Origin of the sequence: Streptomyces sp. NPDC088817 (assembly GCF_044750345.1) — a bacterium.
In the GTDB taxonomy this organism is placed as follows: domain Bacteria; phylum Actinomycetota; class Actinomycetes; order Streptomycetales; family Streptomycetaceae; genus Streptomyces.
Genome location: NZ_JBIVJN010000005.1, coordinates 278,211 through 294,044, shown reverse-complemented (window position 1 = coordinate 294,044; position 15,834 = coordinate 278,211). Strand labels below are relative to the sequence as shown.

The window sequence follows — 15,834 nt, the reverse complement described above, 5'->3', positions numbered from 1 at the left end:
GCAGCGGCCATCGGTCGCAGTACCCATTTCCGGCGGGCGGCGGGGTGCACCGCCCACCGGAAACGGCGCGTCAGACCTGCGCGCCCTGTGCGGGCCGGCGGGCCGTCGGCTTGCGGCGCTGCGGGCGGCTCGGGGCGCGGCTCCGCCGGCGGTTCATCTCGACGGCGAGCGGGGTGGCGGTGAACACCGAGGAGTAGGTGCCGACCACGAGACCGATGAGCAGCGCGAGTGCGAAGTCGGTCAGCGAGTCCCCGCCGAACACCGCCAGGGAGACGAGGATCAGCAGGGCGCCCATGCCGGTGTTGATCGTACGGGGCAGCGTCTGCTGGATCCCCTGGTTGGCGAGCTGCGGCAGCGGCGTCCTGCGGTCGCGTCCGAGCAGTTCCCTGATGCGGTCGAAGAGGACGACCGAGTCGTTGACCGAGTAGCCGATGACGGTGAGCAGGGAGGCCAGGAACACACCGTCGATGGGCTTGCCCAGCCACGCGAAGACGCCGACGAGGATGACGACGTCGTGCGCCAGTGCGATGACCGCGGCGCTGCCCCACAGCCAGCGGAAGCGGGCGGCGAGGTACAGCAGCTGGGCGCCCAGGGCCATGGCGAGCGCGATGAGCGCGTTGCGGCGCAGTTCCTCGCCCATGCTCGGGCCGATCTGCTCGTCGCGGACCTTCTCCGTCTCACCGCCGAGACCGCTGACGGCGTCGGTGACCCTGGCCGCCTCGGCGTCAGTCAGGTCCTCGGTGCGCACGGTCAGTCCGTTGTCGCCGGAGGCCTGCACGAGCGCGCCGGGGAAGCCGGCGTCGGCGAGGGCGGTGCGGGCCCGGTCGGGGTCCACGGAGGTGCTGGTGCTGTACTCGATCAGCCGGCCGCCGGTGAACTCCAGGCCGAAGTTCAGGCCCCGGGCCACGATGCCCGATCCGGCGAGCACGAGCACGACCGCGGCGGCGGCCAGCCAGCGGCGCGGGTGGCGCATCAGCTGCGGGTCGCGGCGCGAGACGAGGTTGCGGATCCAGCCGGTGTTCGCGAGGCCGGTGATCAGAGGACGGCGGCGCACCGACGCCCGGGACACGGCGAACTCGGCGAGCACACGGGTGACCACCAGGGCGCTGAACATGGAGGCGATCACACCGATGGCGAGGGTGACGGCGAAGCCGCGCACCGGGCCGGTGGACAGGAAGAACAGCAGGCCGGCCGCGATCAGCGTAGTGATGTTGGAGTCGGCGATCGCGCTGAAGGCGTTGCGGAAGCCGGCGGTGAGGGCCGAGCGGGTGCTGGGCCGGTGCATGGAGGCGTACTCCTCGCGGGCTCGTTCGAAGACGAGCACGTTGGCGTCCACGGCCATGCCGATCGCCAGCACGAAACCGGCCAGGCCCGGCAGGGTCAGGGTGGCGCCGAGGCCGGCCAGGGCGGCGTAGGAGATCACGCCGTAGCAGACCAGGGCCACGATCGCGAGGAAGCCGGTGAGCCGGTAGACGGAGGTGATGAACAGCGCGGTCAGCGCGGTGCCGATCACCGCCGCCAGGGCGGTGGCCTTGATGGCGCCGGCGCCCAGGGTCGGGCCGATGGTGTGCTGTTCGACCGTCTCGACCGGCACGGGCAGGGCGCCGCCGCTGATCAGCAGGGCCAGCTCGCGGGCCTCGGCGTCGCCGAAGGAGCCGGTGATCTGCGTGGAGCCGCCGTCGATGCCCGTTCCGCAGGGAACCGACGGGTCGACCTGCGGGGAGGAGATGATCCGGTCGTCGAGCACGATGGCGACGCGGCGCGCGGGGTCGCCCACCGGCTTGCAGGCGGCCTCACCGGTCAGCTTGGCCCAGCCGTTGCGTCCTTCCTTGGTGAAGTCGATGGTGACGTGCCAGCCGGCGCCCCTCTCCTGGTCGAAGCGGGCGTCGGCGCCCTTGACGTCCTTGCCGGTCATGGCGGTCTTCTGCAGGCGCAGCTTCTGCCCCGACTCGTCGGGGAGAACGGGTTCCTTCGACTCCCCGGGCTTGGGCTTGACGGTGTCCTCGGTGGCGTCGGCCACGCCGAGCACCGGGTGGAAGGTCATCTGGGCGGTACGGCCGAGCACGTCGGCCGCCTTCTTCGGGTCCTGTACGCCGGGCAGTTCGACGATGATCCGGTTGTTTCCGGAGCGGACGAGGGTCGGTTCGGCGACGCCGAGCGCGTCGACCCGGCCGCGCAGCACTTCCAGGGAGCGGTCGGTGGCCTCGCGGTCGGCCTTGGTGGTCGCGGTGGAGCGGGTCTCCAGGACGATCTGGGTGCCGCCCCGCAGGTCGAGTCCGAGCCGGACGGGAACGGTGGCGGTGATGTACACGGACAGGGCGATCACGGCGAGGGCGAACAGCGCTCTCACCCGGGATGTGCGGTTGGTGCGTTTCGTGCGTGTCTTGGGGGTCAAAGGGGGCCTCCGGCAGGCACGCCGCGACTGCGGCCGACGCGGTCACGGCGGTCGAGGGGCGAACGGGGGACGTCAGATGCCGAAGGCCCGCGGCGGCGCCCGGCCGCCGTCCTGCACCACGTGCACCGTGCGGGCGGCCACGGTCACCGGGACCGGACGCGTCCGCCCGGGGGCGGGGAGGGGGACGTCCGTGACGTCCTCGGTGGTGGCGAACTGCCCGTGCGCGACGGGCCGCTCCCCGTGGAACTGCTGCCGGGTCCCGTCCTGCGCCGAGCACACGACGGTGCACCCCTGCCCGGCGTACGGAGCATCCGGCTGACGACCCCCGGGGTCGCGGTCCGCGGATGTTCCGGGGTTCCCGTTGCCGGTGGGTGCGGGGCTCGTGGCCGAGGTCGCCGCCGTGGGGGCGGGCAGTGGCGGGGGGCTGCCGGTGGTGAAGACCGTCAGGAGGGTGAGCAGCGCGGCCGTCAGGAAGGCCAGGGCACGGGAGGCGGGGGCGGTGCTCGGCGCCGGGTGCATGCACCGTCCCCTTTCGTGTGGCACTCGTGAACGGACTGAACGGACGCGGGTGTCGTACCCGGGACCCCGGCCGGGGAGTGGACAGCCGGGACCCCGGGTGGTCGTGGGCGGGCGGTCAGGGCTCGATCAGACCGGCCCGGATGGCGTAGCGGGTGAGCTCCAGGCGGTCGCGCAGCCCGAGCTTCTGGAGCAGGTTGGCGCGGTGCCGCTGGACGGTCTTGATGCTGATGAAGAGGATCTCGCCGATCTCCTTCGAGGAGTGCCCCTCCGCGACCAGCTTCAGGACCTCCTCCTCGCGGGGCGTCAGGACCTGGTCCGGGGTCTCCTCGCCGTGGCGGACCCGGTCCAGGTAGTTGCGGATGAGCGCGGTCACCGCGCCCGGGTACAGGAACGGCTCGTCCCGCATCGCCGCCCGGCAGGCGGCCACGAGGTCCTGGTCGGCGACGGACTTCAGCACGTACCCGCTGGCACCGGCCTTGAGCGCCTGGAAGAAGTACTGCTCGTTGTCGTGCATGGTGAGCATCAGGATGCGCAGGTCAGGCTTGAGCGCGACCAGTTCGCGGGTGGCCTGGAGCCCGGTCAGGCGGGGCATCGCGATGTCCAGCACGGCCAGGTCGATGTCGTGGGTGCGGGCCATCTCGATGGCCTCCGCGCCGTCACCGGCCTCGGCGACCACCTCCAGGTCCGGTTCCTGGTCGAGGATCAGCCGCACTCCCCGGCGTACCAGCGCGTGGTCGTCGGCGAGCAGGATGCGGATCGGGGTCGGGTCGGACATGGTCAGGTCTGCTTCCTGGGGACGACGGGCGCGGTGAGCCGGACCTCGGTTCCGGCCGCGGGGGCGGGGGCGACGTCGAGACCGGCCCCGATGAGCAGGGCCCGCTCGCGCATGCCGCGTATGCCGGCGCCCTCGCACGCGGCCTTGATGCCGTGGCCGTCGTCGGTGATGGCCAGCACCACGGCGTCGTCGGTGCGCCGCAGGCTGACCTCGATCCGCTCGGCGTCCGCGTGCCGGGCCACGTTGGTCAGGCTCTCCTGGGCGACACGGTAGAGGACCAGCTCGGTCTCCGGCTCCAGGGCGGGCAGGTCGGTGTCGAAGCGCCGTACCACCTGGAGCCCGGTGTGGGTGGCGAAGTCATGGGTCAGCGAGGTCAGCGCGGCGACCAGACCGAGGTCGTCCAGGACGCCGGGCCGCAGCCGGCGCACCAGCCGGCGGACCTCGTCCAGGCTCGACCGGGTGATCTCCTGCGCCTGGTGCAGCTCGTCGCGCAGCGGCGGGGCCGCCTCGTCCGCGGCCCGCTTGAGCGCGAGCAGGATCGCGGTCATGCTCTGGCCCACCTCGTCGTGCAGTTCCTGCGCGATACGGCGCCGCTCGGCCTCCTGGGCGAGCAGGACCCGGGCGCTGCTCGTGGCCCGCTCGTTCTCCAGCCGGTCGAGCATGGCGTTGAACGTGCGGATCAGCTCCGCCACCTCGCCGCCGCCCTGCTCGGGCAGCCGCTGGCCGGGGCGCAGCAGGTCCACGGTGGTCATCAGCTTCGTCACCCGGTCCAGCGGGGCCAGTCCCCAGCGCAGCAGGGCGGCGTTGGCGACCAGCATGACGGCCAGGCCGCCCACCAGGATGACGGCCTCGGTCAGCACGACCGGCACCGAGACGGTCACCGGGGCCCACAGCAGCAGCGCGGTGGCCGAGCCCAGCACCACGGCGTTGAGCCCGAAGATCCGCCAGAACAGGGACACCAGGGTCACGCCTCCTTACGCGATGCGGTCTGCTTCTACTGTCGGGCATCGCGCATCCCGGACGAGCCGCGGCCCCTGTGGTCCCGACCGGGCCTGCCGCCAGTGTGCCGTCCGCCGGCCCCGGGAGCGATGGGGCCCGGTCCCCATTTCGCCCGGTGCGGCCTACCCATGCACGGGTCGAGTGGATCCCCCGACCGGCCGCAAATGGGTTCTGGACCCGATGGGAAAGCGCGTCCGGTTCGACCAGGGTGGAGGTGTGACCGACCCCCGTCCCCCGTTGCACTACGAAAGGCACTGACGATGTCGCTCGACGCCGCCCGGACCGAACCCCGCGAGCGCCTGTCCGCTCAGGAGGCCCGCCGGCGCCTTGAACACGCCCGCGGCACCCGGCTGGTCCAGCTCGAAGCCCTCGGTGAGACCGGGCAGACGGCGGACGACCACCTGATGTCCTCCCAGCGTGAGGCCATCCTGCGGGTGCTGAAGGAGATCGACGAGGCGTTCGCCCGCGTCGAGGACGGCACCTACGGGTCCTGCCTGGAATGCGGCAAGCCGGTGCCCGCGGAGCGCCTGGAGATCCTGCCGTACACGGGGCACTGCGTCGGCTGCCGGCGCCGTACCGCCTGACCCCGTCCGCCCGTCCGTCCCTGCCTTCGTCCTCCGCCCTGCCCGAGGGGTGAAACGGTGAACAACCAGATCATCGGCGACCGCGCCACGCACCTGACGGCCGAGGACCTCGCCGCGCTGCGCGCGAACCTCGACGAGCAGCGCCTGTTCCGCCAGGAGCAGCTGGAGCAGATCTCGGCCGCCGCGAGCTCCCGCGCGGACGACCTGCTCCAGCAGCAGGCCGCCTCGCAGGTGGAGGTCCGCGTGAAACTCGCGGCCTCGGCCCGCATGGTCCTCGCCGACGTCGAGGCGGCCCTGGCGCGCATGGACGAGGGCGGCTACGGCACCTGCCACCTGTGCCGGCGTCCCATCGCGCGGGAACGCCTCGAGATAGTGCCGCAGGCCCGCTACTGCGCGCGCTGCCAGCAGGTCAGGGAGGCGGGGCGATGACCGTCACCCAGCGTTCGCGTGCCGCCGCGGCCACCCGGCACCGGTCGTGGCCGCTGGGCAGGCAGGGCTGGGGCGTCGCCCTCGACATGGGCAGCGCCCGCACCCGCGCCTGGGTCGCCGGGCGGGGACTCGTCCTCGACGTCCCCACGGTGACGTTCCCCGGCTCCGGGGCGGTGTACCCGATCCAGCGCGGCACGATCATCGACACCGCGGGCACGGCCCGGATGCTCGACCGTCTGCTCGGCAACCGCCTGCCCCGCTTCTCCCGCCCCCTGGTCGTCCTCACCGCCCCGGTCCTGGACGGGGTGGCCTTCCGCAACGACGCCCGTACGGCGGTGGAGGTGCTCCGCCCGCGCGAGGTGCTGACCATTCCCAGCGCGCGGGCCGTCGCCCTGGCCGCGGGCGCGGACCTGGCCCGTCCGCTGCTCGTGGTGGACATCGGCGCGCATCTGACCGAGGTGGTGCTGCTGTCGGAGGGCGCCGTCGTCGACGCGCGCCGCACCGCGCTGGGCACCAGCGACCTCGACACGGCCTCGCCGGTGCAGATCTGCGAGGCGGTGGCCACCATGGTGACCGCGATGCTGCGGCAGGACCGCACGTCGCTCACCGTGGACGCGCTGCGCCGGGGCGCGCTGCTGGCCGGGGGCGGTGCCCTGCGCCCGGAGATCACCTACCACCTCACCGGCAGGCTGCACGCGCCCCTCAGGGCCGTGGCGGCGCCGCACACCGCCGCCGTCCGCGGGGCCGCCACCCTGCTGCGTTCCGCGCACGACCACCCCGCGGACCCGGCGGACGAGCCGCCCGCACCGTAGAAGCGGACGAGCACCCCGCCTCGTAGGTGCGGAGGAGTCCTCCGCACCGTAGAAGCGGACGAGCACCCCGCATCGTGAAGCGGACGAGTCCCCCGCCTCGTAGAAGCGGGCGAGCACCCGCCCCGTAGAAACCGCCCCCGTCCCCACCCCGCCACGAGGACGACGAGGACACGAAGGAGGGCCGCGCCATGGCCGGCGGCATTCCTCGGGCACAGCCGCCCCCCGAAGGACTGTCACCCGACGACCCGTTCCCCGACGAACTCCCCCGCCGCACGTTCTGGCGCCTGCGCCGCAATCCGATGCGCCGCCCCAGCGACCTGGCCCAGGCCTGGATCGGCCTCGGCATACTGCTGGCCGTACTGGCCGGCACGCCCGTGGCCCTGTTCCTCGTCGGGGACACCGCCCTGCGCCACTACGAGCGCGCGGCCGAGCACCAGGAGAGGACACGGTGGCAGACCACCGCGGTCCTCCTGCACGACGCTCCCCGCCATCCCGAGCCGGGCTCCGAGGAGGCGAGGAACACCCGCTACCCGGTACCGGTGCGCTTCACCGACCCGGGCGGGCTCGCCCGCACCGCGAGCACCGACGTCGAGCCCGGACTGCCGGCGGGCAGCCCCGTCGACGTGTGGGCCGACACCGACGGACGGATCACCGAGCCGCCCCTGAGCACCGCCCAGGTGCGCAGCCACAGCAAGGGCTGGGCGATCCTCGCCGCCCTGGCCGTACCGGTCACCGGCGCCGCGCTGTACGGCGCCGCCGGGCTGCTGCTCCGCCGTCGCAACCTGGCCGCCTGGGACAGCGCCTGGGCCCGCACCGCACCCGGCTGGACGCCCTCCCCGTGATCTCCCGGAGTGCCGCCGCCAGGCCCGGCCGATCTTGATGATGCACTGTCAGCTCCCCGGCATGGAAGCACCCCCGAACACTGCCGGAAACCGGCAATGTGCGAGGTCGGACCGGTCGGGCATCATCTCGTGAGGGGAGCACCGCGGACGGTTCCGGTGCCGGACACCGGCAGATGTCCGGTACCCGGAACCGGCAGGGGGGAAGTACCGCCGCCCGGTGCGTCGCAGGGGGAACAGGGGGCTCACGAATCCGCGGCGCACCCGCCTCCCGCCGTCTTCCGGCGCCCGAGCCGCCGGGACGGCGTGGGGGGCCGCACCCGGCCACCCGGTCTCTCCCTTACTCACCGTTCCTTACCGTCAAGGACGTATGCCATGGATGTCATCGGCGCGCTTGTCGCGGGCTGCCTGCTCGTCGTTCTCCTCCTGCTGTTCCTCTTCTCCCGGCTGTTCCGCAAGGTGGAGCAGGGCAAGGCCCTGATCGTCTCCAAGATGCGCAAGGTCGACGTGACCTTCACCGGCCAGGTCGTCCTGCCGGTGCTGCACAAGGCCGAGGTCATGGACATCTCGGTGAAGGCGATCGAGATCACGCGCACCGGCCGCGAGGGGCTCATCTGCCGGGACAACATCCGCGCCGACATCCGCATCACGTTCTTCGTACGGGTCAACAAGACCGTCGAGGACGTCGTCCGGGTCGCCCAGGCCGTCGGCACCGCCCGCGCCAGCGACCGGGACACGTTGCAGGAGCTGTTCCACGCCAAGTTCTCCGAGGCGCTGAAGACCGTCGGCAAGCAGATGGACTTCACCGACCTCTACACCAAGCGTGAGGAACTGCGGTTCCAGATCATCGAGGTCATCGGTGTCGACCTCAACGGCTACCACCTCGAGGACGCGGCGATCGACTACCTGGAGCAGACGCCGCTGACCCAGCTCGACCCCGGCAACGTCCTCGACGCCCAGGGCATCCGGAAGATCACCGAGCTGACGGCCGTGGAGCACGTGCGCACCAACGAGGCGCAGCGCACCGAGCAGAAGGAGATCACCCGGCAGAACGTGGACGCGCGCGAGGCCATCCTGGAGCTGGAGCGCCGCCAGGCGGACGCCGAGATCAAGCAGAGGCGGGAGATCGACACCTCCCGCGCCCGCGAGGAGGCCGAGACCGCCCGCGTGGTGGAGGAGGAGCGGCTGCGCGCGCAGAGCGCCTTCCTGCGCACCGAGGAGGAGCTCGGTGTCCAGCGCGAGAACCAGGCCCGTGAGGTCGCGGTCGCCGCGAAGAACCGCGAGCGGGTCATCGCCATCGAGAACGAGCGCATCGAGAAGGACCGCCTCCTCGAGGTCATCGCCCGGGAGCGGGAGACCCAGCTCACCCGGATCTCCGCCGACAAGGAGGTCGAGGCGGAGAAGCGGGAGATCGCCGAGGTCGTCCGCGAGCGGGTCGCGGTGGACCGCACGGTCGCCGAGCAGGAGGAGTCCATCAAGAAGCTGCGCGCCGTGGAGGAGGCGGAGCGCGAGCGCCAGGCCGTGATCATCGCCGCCGAGGCGGAGGCGCAGGAGAAGCTGGTCAAGGACATCAAGGCCGCCGAGGCCGCCGAGCAGGCCGCCACCCACCGCGCCGCCGAGGAACTCACCCTCGCCGAGGCCCGGTTGAAGACCGCCGACCTCGACGCCCGCGCCAAGCTGCGCCTGGCGGAGGCCATCCAGGCCGAGGCCGCCGCGGAGGGCCTGGCCGCCGTCAAGGTCCGCGAGCAGGAGGCCGAGGTCATCGAGAAGGCCGGCCGCGCCGAGGCCGAGGCGCTGCAGGCCAGGGCACTGGCCGAGGCCCAGGGCACCGAGGCCCGGCTGCGCGCGGAGGCCGAGGGCGCCCAGGCCAAGGCGCTGGCGGAGGCTGCCGCGATCGGCGAGAAGCTGAAGGCCGAGGCGGCGGGTCTGACCGAGAAGGCGGCGGCGATGGCCGCGCTGGACGAGGCCTCCCGCGAGCACGAGGAGTACCGGCTGCGGCTCCAGGCGGAGAAGGAGATCCGGCTGGCCGGCCTGGAGGCGCAGCGGCAGGTCGCCGAGGCGCAGGCCACGGTCCTCGCGACCGGTCTGGAGCACGCCGACATCGACATCGTCGGCGGTGAGTCGATCTTCTTCGACCGGCTGATGAGCGCGATCTCGTTCGGCAAGGGCGTCGACGGGTTCGTGGAGAACTCCCGCACCGCGCAGGCGCTTGCCGCGCCCTGGCTGGACGGCTCGTCGAACTTCACCGACGACCTCGGGCGGATCCTCGGCCAGTTGGGCTCGGCCGACGTCAAGAACCTGACGGTCTCCGCGCTGCTGATGAAGATGATGCAGACGGGCGGCACGAACGCCGGTCAGCTCCAGCAACTCCTCGACCGCGCCGGTGAGCTGGGCCTCGCCGACATCCCGCTCACCGCTCTCAACGGCACCGCCCTCAACGGCACCGCCCTCAACGGCACCGCCCGGGCCTGACGACTCGCGGGATGGCCCCAAGCAAACGCCGTCAAAGGGCGGTTGGGGCTCACCCCTGCGACTCACCCCCGCGGCTCACGCCGCAACCGCGGGGCCGGGAACCCGGCCCCGCCGACGGGGCCCGGCCTGATCCACCGGACGGGCCGGCCCCGGGCCCACCTCTTCGCGAAGGGACGCACCACCCATGGCCACCGCCCTGGAGACGGGTTCGTACGACTCCGTGGACACCGGAACGTACGAGGTGCTGCGCGACCGGCTGACCGCGCAGGCCGCCGAGCTCGCCCGCGGTGCCGAGCGACTCAACGCCCGACGGGCCGAGGAGTTCGGCGCCACGCGCCTGGACCTCACCGGCACCGGCCGGCTGCGCACCGAGCACCCCAGCGTGCCCCGCGACGTCGTGGCCGTCGGCGACCGCCTGCTGTTCGGATACAACGGCCACCTGCCCGAACCCCGGGTCGGCGACGTCCTCGCACTGCACGACCGGGAGCTGAACCGGCTCCCCGAGGACGCGGTGCCCGGACTCCTCGACGACCCCGCCTTCGTGCGGGAGTTCGAGGCCCTGCACCGCTACTACCGGCAGGCCCGGCTGCTGAGCCTGCGCCGCGTCGAGGGCCGCCTCCTCGCCGTCTTCCGGACCGGTGAGAAGGCCGCCGACATCCGGGTGCTGCGCTGGACGCTCACCGCCGACGGCCGGGCGGCGTTCCTGGACGGGCGCGGCGAACGCGACCACGTCCCGCCGCCCTCCCACGGCTTCGAGTGGACCGCGACCGGCCGCGAGGACCACGTCCTGGGCCGCCACCCGCACGTCTCCGTGCGCGGCGAGGTCTTCGTCTCCACCGTCGGCGGCCGCCTCACCGTCAAGACGGAGGACGACACCGAGACCGGCGAGGGCATCCACAGCGAGCCGGTCGACGAGCCGTTGCAGGCCCTCGCCGACGCCGACATCGCGTACGCGAGCGTGGGCCCGCTGATCCTGCTGCGGATCCGCCCCTACAAGGAGCAGGCCCACCGCCACCTCGTCTTCCACACCCTCACGAGGACCGTGATCCGCGTCGACGGCGTCGGGCAGGCCTGCCGCCGCCTGCCCGACGACCAGGGCATCGTGTTCCCCGGCGGCTACTGCCTGGCCACCGGCGCCCACAAGACCTACGAACTCGACAGCTCAAGCATGGAGTTCGAGCGTGAGGTGCGTTCGCCCTACGGCGAGGACGTGCTGTACGCCTTCCACGCGCCCGCCGAGGGACGCAGCCTGCTGCTGTCGTACAACACCATCCGCGAGGAGGTCGCCACCCCGCTGTCCTGCCACGGCTGGGCGCTGTTCGACGACGGCACGCTGATGGCGCTGCGCACGGACCCCTCGGCCGGACCCGACGAGCCGGGCCGCGTGCACCCCCTCCAGCTGTGGAGCTCCCCCTACGTCTCCGACACCCACGCCGGCGCCACGGGCACCGGGCCCCTCGGGCGGATCGGCAACGCCGACCTCGTACGCGGCATCTCCGACTGCCTGTCCATCGGCCGCGCCGTCGCCGAGACCACACCGACCGTCGAGGTGTACGAGGCGCTGGCCGCCGCCTGCGTCCGCGCCCTCGACACCCACCACTGGCTGGGCGAGGAGGAACTGGGCGACCTGCGCACCCCGCTGGACGCCGTACGGGCCACCGCCGAGCAGGTGCTGGAGGAGTTCCGTACCGTACAGACGCTGACCCGGCAGGCCGCCGACGCGCTCGAAGCGGCCGCGGGCCGGCTCGCCGCGGTGGTGCGCCGGCTGCGCGGCGAGGCACCGCGCGGCGCCGCCGCCTGGGTCGGTGGCCTCAGCGAACTGCGGCAGGCCCAGGGCCACTTGCTGACCCTGAAGGAGATGCGGTACGCGGACACCGCCCGTATCGACGAACTCGCCGCCGAGGCGGAGGCCGACCTCGTCACGTTCGGGCAGCGGGCGGTCGCCTTCCTGGCCCGCGAGGACGCCTTCGCCGACCACCACGAGGAGGTCGAAGCCCTCGCCGCCGACGCCGAGGCGATCGGCAGCGTCGCCGAGTCGGCGCCGGTCGCCGGCCGGCTCGACGACCTCGCCGGCACGCTGCGCACGGTCACCGAGGTCGTCGCCGGCCTCGACATCGGCGACGCCACCGTGCGCACCTCCGTCCTGGAACGCATCGCCGAGGTGCTCGGCGGCGTCAACCGCGCCCGCGCCCTGCTCGACGCCCGCCGCCGCGAACTGCGCGACCGGGAGGGACGCGCCGAGTTCGCCGCCGAGTTCGCGCTGCTCGGCCAGGCCGTCACCGGCGCGCTCGCGGCCGCGGACGACCCGGACGCCTGCGACGAGCAACTCGCCTCCCTGCTGGTGCGGCTGGAGAACCTGGAGTCCCGCTTCGCGGAGTTCGACGACTTCCTCGGCGAACTGGCCGACCGGCGCACCGAGATCTACGAGGCCTTCTCCGGCCGCAAGCAGGGCCTCCTGGACGCCCGCGCCCGCCGCGCCGAACAACTCGCCGCCTCCGCCGGGCGGGTGCTGGAGACGATCGCCCGGCGCGCGGCCACGCTCGCCGACACCGACGCCGTCAGCACCTTCTTCGCCTCCGACCCGCTGGTCGCCAAGGCCCGCCGCACCGCCGAGGAACTGCGCGAACTCGGCGACCCCGTACGGGCCGAGGAACTGGACGGCCGGCTGAAGTCCGCCCGCCAGGAGGCGGCCCGCGCGCTGCGCGACCGCACCGACCTGTACGCCGACGGCGGCCGCACCCTCCGCCTGGGCACCCACCGCTTCGCCGTCACCACCCGGCCGCTCGACCTCACCCTGGTCCCGCATGGCGACGGCCTCGCCTTCGCCCTGTCCGGCACCGACTACCGTGCCCCCGTCACCGACCCGGCCTTCGGGGACACCCGCCCGTACTGGGACCGGCGGCTGCCGTCCGAGTCGCCCGAGGTCTACCGCGCCGAACACCTCGCCGCCCGCCTGCTGCGCCGCCACGGCGCGGCCGCGCCCGCCCTGGCCGACCTGCCGGCCCTGGTGCGGGGGGCCGCGGAGGAGGCGTACGACGAGGGCTACGAGCGCGGAGTCCACGACCACGACGCGACGGCGATCCTCGCCGCCCTGCTTCCCCTGTACGAGCAGGCCGGACCCCTGCGCCACGAGCCCGCGGCGCGTGCCGCCGCCCAGCTGTTCTGGGCGCACGGCACGACCCCCGAGGCCCGCACGGCCTGGACCCGCCGCGCCGCCTCCCTGGCCCGCGCCCGCGACACCTTCGGCCCGTCCCCCGCCATCCCCGAACTCATCGCGGAACTCGCGACATCCCTGGAAACCTGGCCGCCGCCCACCGGCGCTCCCGCCCCGACGGGCGGCTTCGGCCCGGCGTCCGGGGAAGGCCACGCGGCAGCGGCGAACGGCTATGGGCCGGGGGCCGGAACCGGCCGCGGGGCGACCTCGGCCGGCGGCTTCGGTACGGCGTCAGGGGATGGCCACGCGGCAGGGGCGGCCGGCTATGGGCCGGGGTCCGGAGCCGGCCGCGGGGCGGCCTGGGCGGGCGGCTTCGGGTCGGCGTCCGGCGATCACCGGACCGCGTCGGCCGGCGGCGGCCGCCAGGCGGGCTCCGCCGGCGGCCACGGGCCGGCCCTGGTGGGCGGCCGTGGGGCAGCCGCCCCGGGCCGCCGGGGGCCCGCCCCCCTCGGCGCGGGCGAGCTCGCGCCTGCCGCCGCCGCGTACCTCTTCGAGGAGTTGACGAGCGGGTCCGACGGGTTCGTCATCAGCGTCGCCACCCGCACCCTGCTCGACAAGTTCCGCCACACCGTGGGCAGTTCCGCCTACGACGAGGACCTGGCCGCGCTCGACGACCTCGCCGCGCGCCGCCAGCTCGCCGAGGCGTGGCTGTCGGCGTACGTCACCTCCACCGGTACCGAGATCACCGCCGCCGACCTGGCCGAGGCGGTCGCCGCCGAGCTGTGCCCGGACCTGCCCCGCTACGAGTCCGAGGTCTCCCCGGTGACCACGGTCGAGGGCCTGCTCGGCACCCACCCGCGCATCGAGAACCGCACCCTCACCCTGCGCATCGACGAGTTCCTGGCCCGTACCGAACGCTTCGAGACGTGGGACGCCCCCGCCTTCCGCGCCTACCAGCGCCGCCGCACCGCCCTGGTCGACGCCGAACGCGCCCGGCTGCGCCTGGACGACCACCGCCCGCGCTCCATGGCGGCCTTCGTCCGCAACCGCCTCATCGACGAGGTCTACCTGCCCCTCGTCGGCGACAGCCTCGCCCGCCAGCTCGGCACCGCGGGCGAGACCAAGCGCACCGACACCGGCGGCCTGCTGCTGCTCGTCTCGCCGCCCGGCTACGGCAAGACCACGCTGATGGAGTACGTCGCCGACCGCCTGGGCCTGATGCTCGTCAAGATCAGCGGTCCGGCGCTCGGCCATGCCGTCACCTCGCTCGACCCCGCCGAGGCCCCGAACGCCACCGCCCGCCAGGAGATCGAGAAGATCAACTTCGCCCTGGCGGCAGGCAACAACACCCTGCTGCTCCTGGACGACATCCAGCACACCTCGCCGGAACTGCTTCAGAAGTTCATCCCGCTGTGCGACGCCACCCGCCGGGTCGAGGGCGTGTGGAACGGCGAGGCGCGCACCTACGACCTGCGGGGCAAGCGGTTCGCCGTCTGCATGACCGGCAACCCCTACACCGAGTCAGGCGAACGCTTCCGCGTCCCCGACATGCTCGCCAACCGCGCCGACGTCTGGAACCTCGGCGACGTCCTGACCGGCAAGGAGGACGTCTTCGCGGTCAGCTTCCTGGAGAACGCGCTCACCGCGAACCCGGTGCTGGCCCCGCTGGCCGGCCGCGACCGCCGCGACCTCGACCTGTTCCTCCGCCTCGCGGGCAACGACCCCGCGGCCCGCGCGGACCGGCTCGGGCACCCCTACGCGCCCGCCGAGGTCGAGCAGATCGTGTCGGTGATGCGCCATCTGCTCGGCGCGCGCGAGACGGTCCTCGCGGTCAACGCCGCCTACATCGCCTCCGCCGCCCAGTCCGACGAGACGCGCACCGAGCCGCCGTTCCGCCTCCAGGGCTCCTACCGCACCATGAACAAGATCGCCCAGCGGCTGCGGCCCGTCATGAACGCGACCGAACTGTCCGCCGTCCTCGACGACCACTTCACCGCCGAGGCACAGACCCTTACCACGGGAGCCGAGGCCAACCTGCTCAAACTGGCCGAGCTGCGCGGCACCCTGACCCCGCGACAGGCGACTCGCTGGGCCGAGCTGAAGTCGGCCCACGTCCGCGCGCAGAGCCTCGGCGGCCCGGCCGGGGATCCCCTCACGCGCGCGACCGCCGCCCTTGCCCTGCTGGCCGACCGGATGGGCGCCATCGAGGCCGCCCTCACGGGCCGCACCACCTCCCGGGCCCGGCACGCGGCCGAACCCGGAACGGAGGAGTGACGACGATGCAGACGATGACGGCGGTCACCGCGGCGATGGCGGTGATGACGCCCTTCCTGGTCCCGCTCAGCACCGCCGGGCTGATCGTGGCGGCCAGTACGACCGTCCTGGTGCGCCGCGACCGCCGCCGCGCCCACGCCTACCGGTGCACGTCGCCGGCCGAGGAGGACTGAGCGCCTCCCGGGCGGCGCCCCCGGATCAGTTCCGGGAGTTGCCGAACAGGAGGCGGTAGCCGATGAGCAGCACGAGGGAGCCGCCGACGGCCGCGCCCCACGTGTAGAGGTCGAAGAAGTTGTTCTCGACGGGCCGGTCGAGGAACTTGGCGGAGAGCCACCCGCCCACGAACGCGCCCGCGATGCCGATGAGTGTCGTGCCGATCAGGCCGCCCGGGTCCCGCCCCGGCAGCAGGATCTTGGCGATGGCCCCGGCCAGCAGTCCGAGAATGATCCAGCCGATGATGCTCACGTCGCCTCTTCTCCAGGAGTATGGGTTGCCTGATCGCGTGGTTCCGGATGCCCGCAATGGCCAGGACGCATGCCGCGGCGCCGGTGGTTGCCCGGCCGGTCCGCATCCGGCCACATA

General features: G+C 73.4%; 12 protein-coding genes. 7 read left to right on the top strand and 5 right to left on the bottom strand.

Annotation, left to right across the window (positions count from 1 at the left end):
- Window positions 1–70: 70 nt before the first annotated feature.
- From secD to ACIP4X_RS11965, 4 genes are all read right to left on the bottom strand, one after another.
- Entirely contained in the window at window positions 71–2,350 is a 2,280-nt protein-coding gene (gene secD / locus ACIP4X_RS11980) for a protein translocase subunit SecD (RefSeq protein WP_391459383.1), read from the bottom strand.
- 117 nt (window positions 2,351–2,467) lie between these two features.
- Complete coding sequence (locus tag ACIP4X_RS11975; protein ID WP_391459385.1) at window positions 2,468–2,914, bottom strand: hypothetical protein; 447 nt, start codon at window positions 2,912–2,914, stop codon at window positions 2,468–2,470.
- 115 nt (window positions 2,915–3,029) lie between these two features.
- On the bottom strand, window positions 3,030–3,689 hold the full coding sequence (locus tag ACIP4X_RS11970; RefSeq protein WP_358733109.1) for a response regulator transcription factor: 660 nt from the start codon (window positions 3,687–3,689) through the stop codon (window positions 3,030–3,032).
- Between the two features lie 2 nt (window positions 3,690–3,691).
- Complete coding sequence (locus ACIP4X_RS11965; RefSeq protein WP_358733301.1) at window positions 3,692–4,648, bottom strand: HAMP domain-containing sensor histidine kinase; 957 nt, start codon at window positions 4,646–4,648, stop codon at window positions 3,692–3,694.
- Window positions 4,649–4,948: 300 nt separating this feature from the next.
- On the opposite strand from ACIP4X_RS11965, the gene ACIP4X_RS11960 reads away from it, so the two are divergent.
- From ACIP4X_RS11960 to ACIP4X_RS11930, 7 genes are all read left to right on the top strand, one after another.
- Entirely contained in the window at window positions 4,949–5,272 is a 324-nt protein-coding gene (locus ACIP4X_RS11960; protein ID WP_358733107.1) for a TraR/DksA C4-type zinc finger protein, read from the top strand.
- A 57-nt stretch (window positions 5,273–5,329) separates the two neighbouring features.
- Window positions 5,330–5,701 (top strand): TraR/DksA C4-type zinc finger protein, encoded by a 372-nt coding sequence (locus ACIP4X_RS11955; protein ID WP_358733105.1) that lies wholly within the window; start codon window positions 5,330–5,332, stop codon window positions 5,699–5,701.
- Window positions 5,698–6,513, top strand: a complete 816-nt coding sequence (locus ACIP4X_RS11950; RefSeq protein ID WP_391459388.1) for a rod shape-determining protein — start codon at window positions 5,698–5,700, stop codon at window positions 6,511–6,513. Before ACIP4X_RS11955 ends, ACIP4X_RS11950 begins: the two co-directional genes overlap by 4 nt.
- 188 nt (window positions 6,514–6,701) lie before the next feature.
- Window positions 6,702–7,355 (top strand): hypothetical protein, encoded by a 654-nt coding sequence (locus ACIP4X_RS11945; protein ID WP_358733102.1) that lies wholly within the window; start codon window positions 6,702–6,704, stop codon window positions 7,353–7,355.
- Window positions 7,356–7,727: 372 nt separating this feature from the next.
- Window positions 7,728–9,824, top strand: a complete 2,097-nt coding sequence (locus ACIP4X_RS11940; RefSeq protein ID WP_391459390.1) for an SPFH domain-containing protein — start codon at window positions 7,728–7,730, stop codon at window positions 9,822–9,824.
- 184 nt (window positions 9,825–10,008) lie between these two features.
- A complete protein-coding gene (locus ACIP4X_RS11935) occupies window positions 10,009–15,252 on the top strand; it encodes a DNA repair ATPase (protein ID WP_391459392.1) in 5,244 nt (1,747 codons plus the stop codon).
- A gap of 5 nt (window positions 15,253–15,257) precedes the next feature.
- Window positions 15,258–15,425, top strand: coding sequence for a hypothetical protein (locus tag ACIP4X_RS11930; RefSeq protein ID WP_358733096.1), 168 nt, complete (start codon window positions 15,258–15,260; stop codon window positions 15,423–15,425).
- 25 nt (window positions 15,426–15,450) lie between these two features.
- Here the strand turns inward: ACIP4X_RS11930 and ACIP4X_RS11925 are convergent, their stop codons facing one another.
- Window positions 15,451–15,717 carry a GlsB/YeaQ/YmgE family stress response membrane protein gene (locus tag ACIP4X_RS11925; RefSeq protein WP_358733094.1) on the bottom strand — a complete coding sequence of 89 codons (267 nt, stop codon included), beginning with the start codon at window positions 15,715–15,717 and terminating at the stop codon, window positions 15,451–15,453.
- Window positions 15,718–15,834 lie beyond the last annotated feature (117 nt).

What these genes read in the sequence shown, in the direction of transcription:
- ACIP4X_RS11975 (WP_391459385.1), bottom strand. Translation starts at nt 2,914, where the DNA reads ATGCACCCGGCGCCGAGCACCGCCCCCGCCTCCCGTGCCCTGGCCTTC.
- ACIP4X_RS11970 (WP_358733109.1), bottom strand. Translation starts at nt 3,689, where the DNA reads ATGTCCGACCCGACCCCGATCCGCATCCTGCTCGCCGACGACCACGCG.
- ACIP4X_RS11960 (WP_358733107.1), top strand. Translation starts at nt 4,949, where the DNA reads ATGTCGCTCGACGCCGCCCGGACCGAACCCCGCGAGCGCCTGTCCGCT.
- ACIP4X_RS11950 (WP_391459388.1), top strand. Translation starts at nt 5,698, where the DNA reads ATGACCGTCACCCAGCGTTCGCGTGCCGCCGCGGCCACCCGGCACCGG.
- ACIP4X_RS11945 (WP_358733102.1), top strand. Translation starts at nt 6,702, where the DNA reads ATGGCCGGCGGCATTCCTCGGGCACAGCCGCCCCCCGAAGGACTGTCA.
- ACIP4X_RS11940 (WP_391459390.1), top strand. Translation starts at nt 7,728, where the DNA reads ATGGATGTCATCGGCGCGCTTGTCGCGGGCTGCCTGCTCGTCGTTCTC.
- ACIP4X_RS11935 (WP_391459392.1), top strand. Translation starts at nt 10,009, where the DNA reads ATGGCCACCGCCCTGGAGACGGGTTCGTACGACTCCGTGGACACCGGA.
- ACIP4X_RS11930 (WP_358733096.1), top strand. Translation starts at nt 15,258, where the DNA reads ATGCAGACGATGACGGCGGTCACCGCGGCGATGGCGGTGATGACGCCC.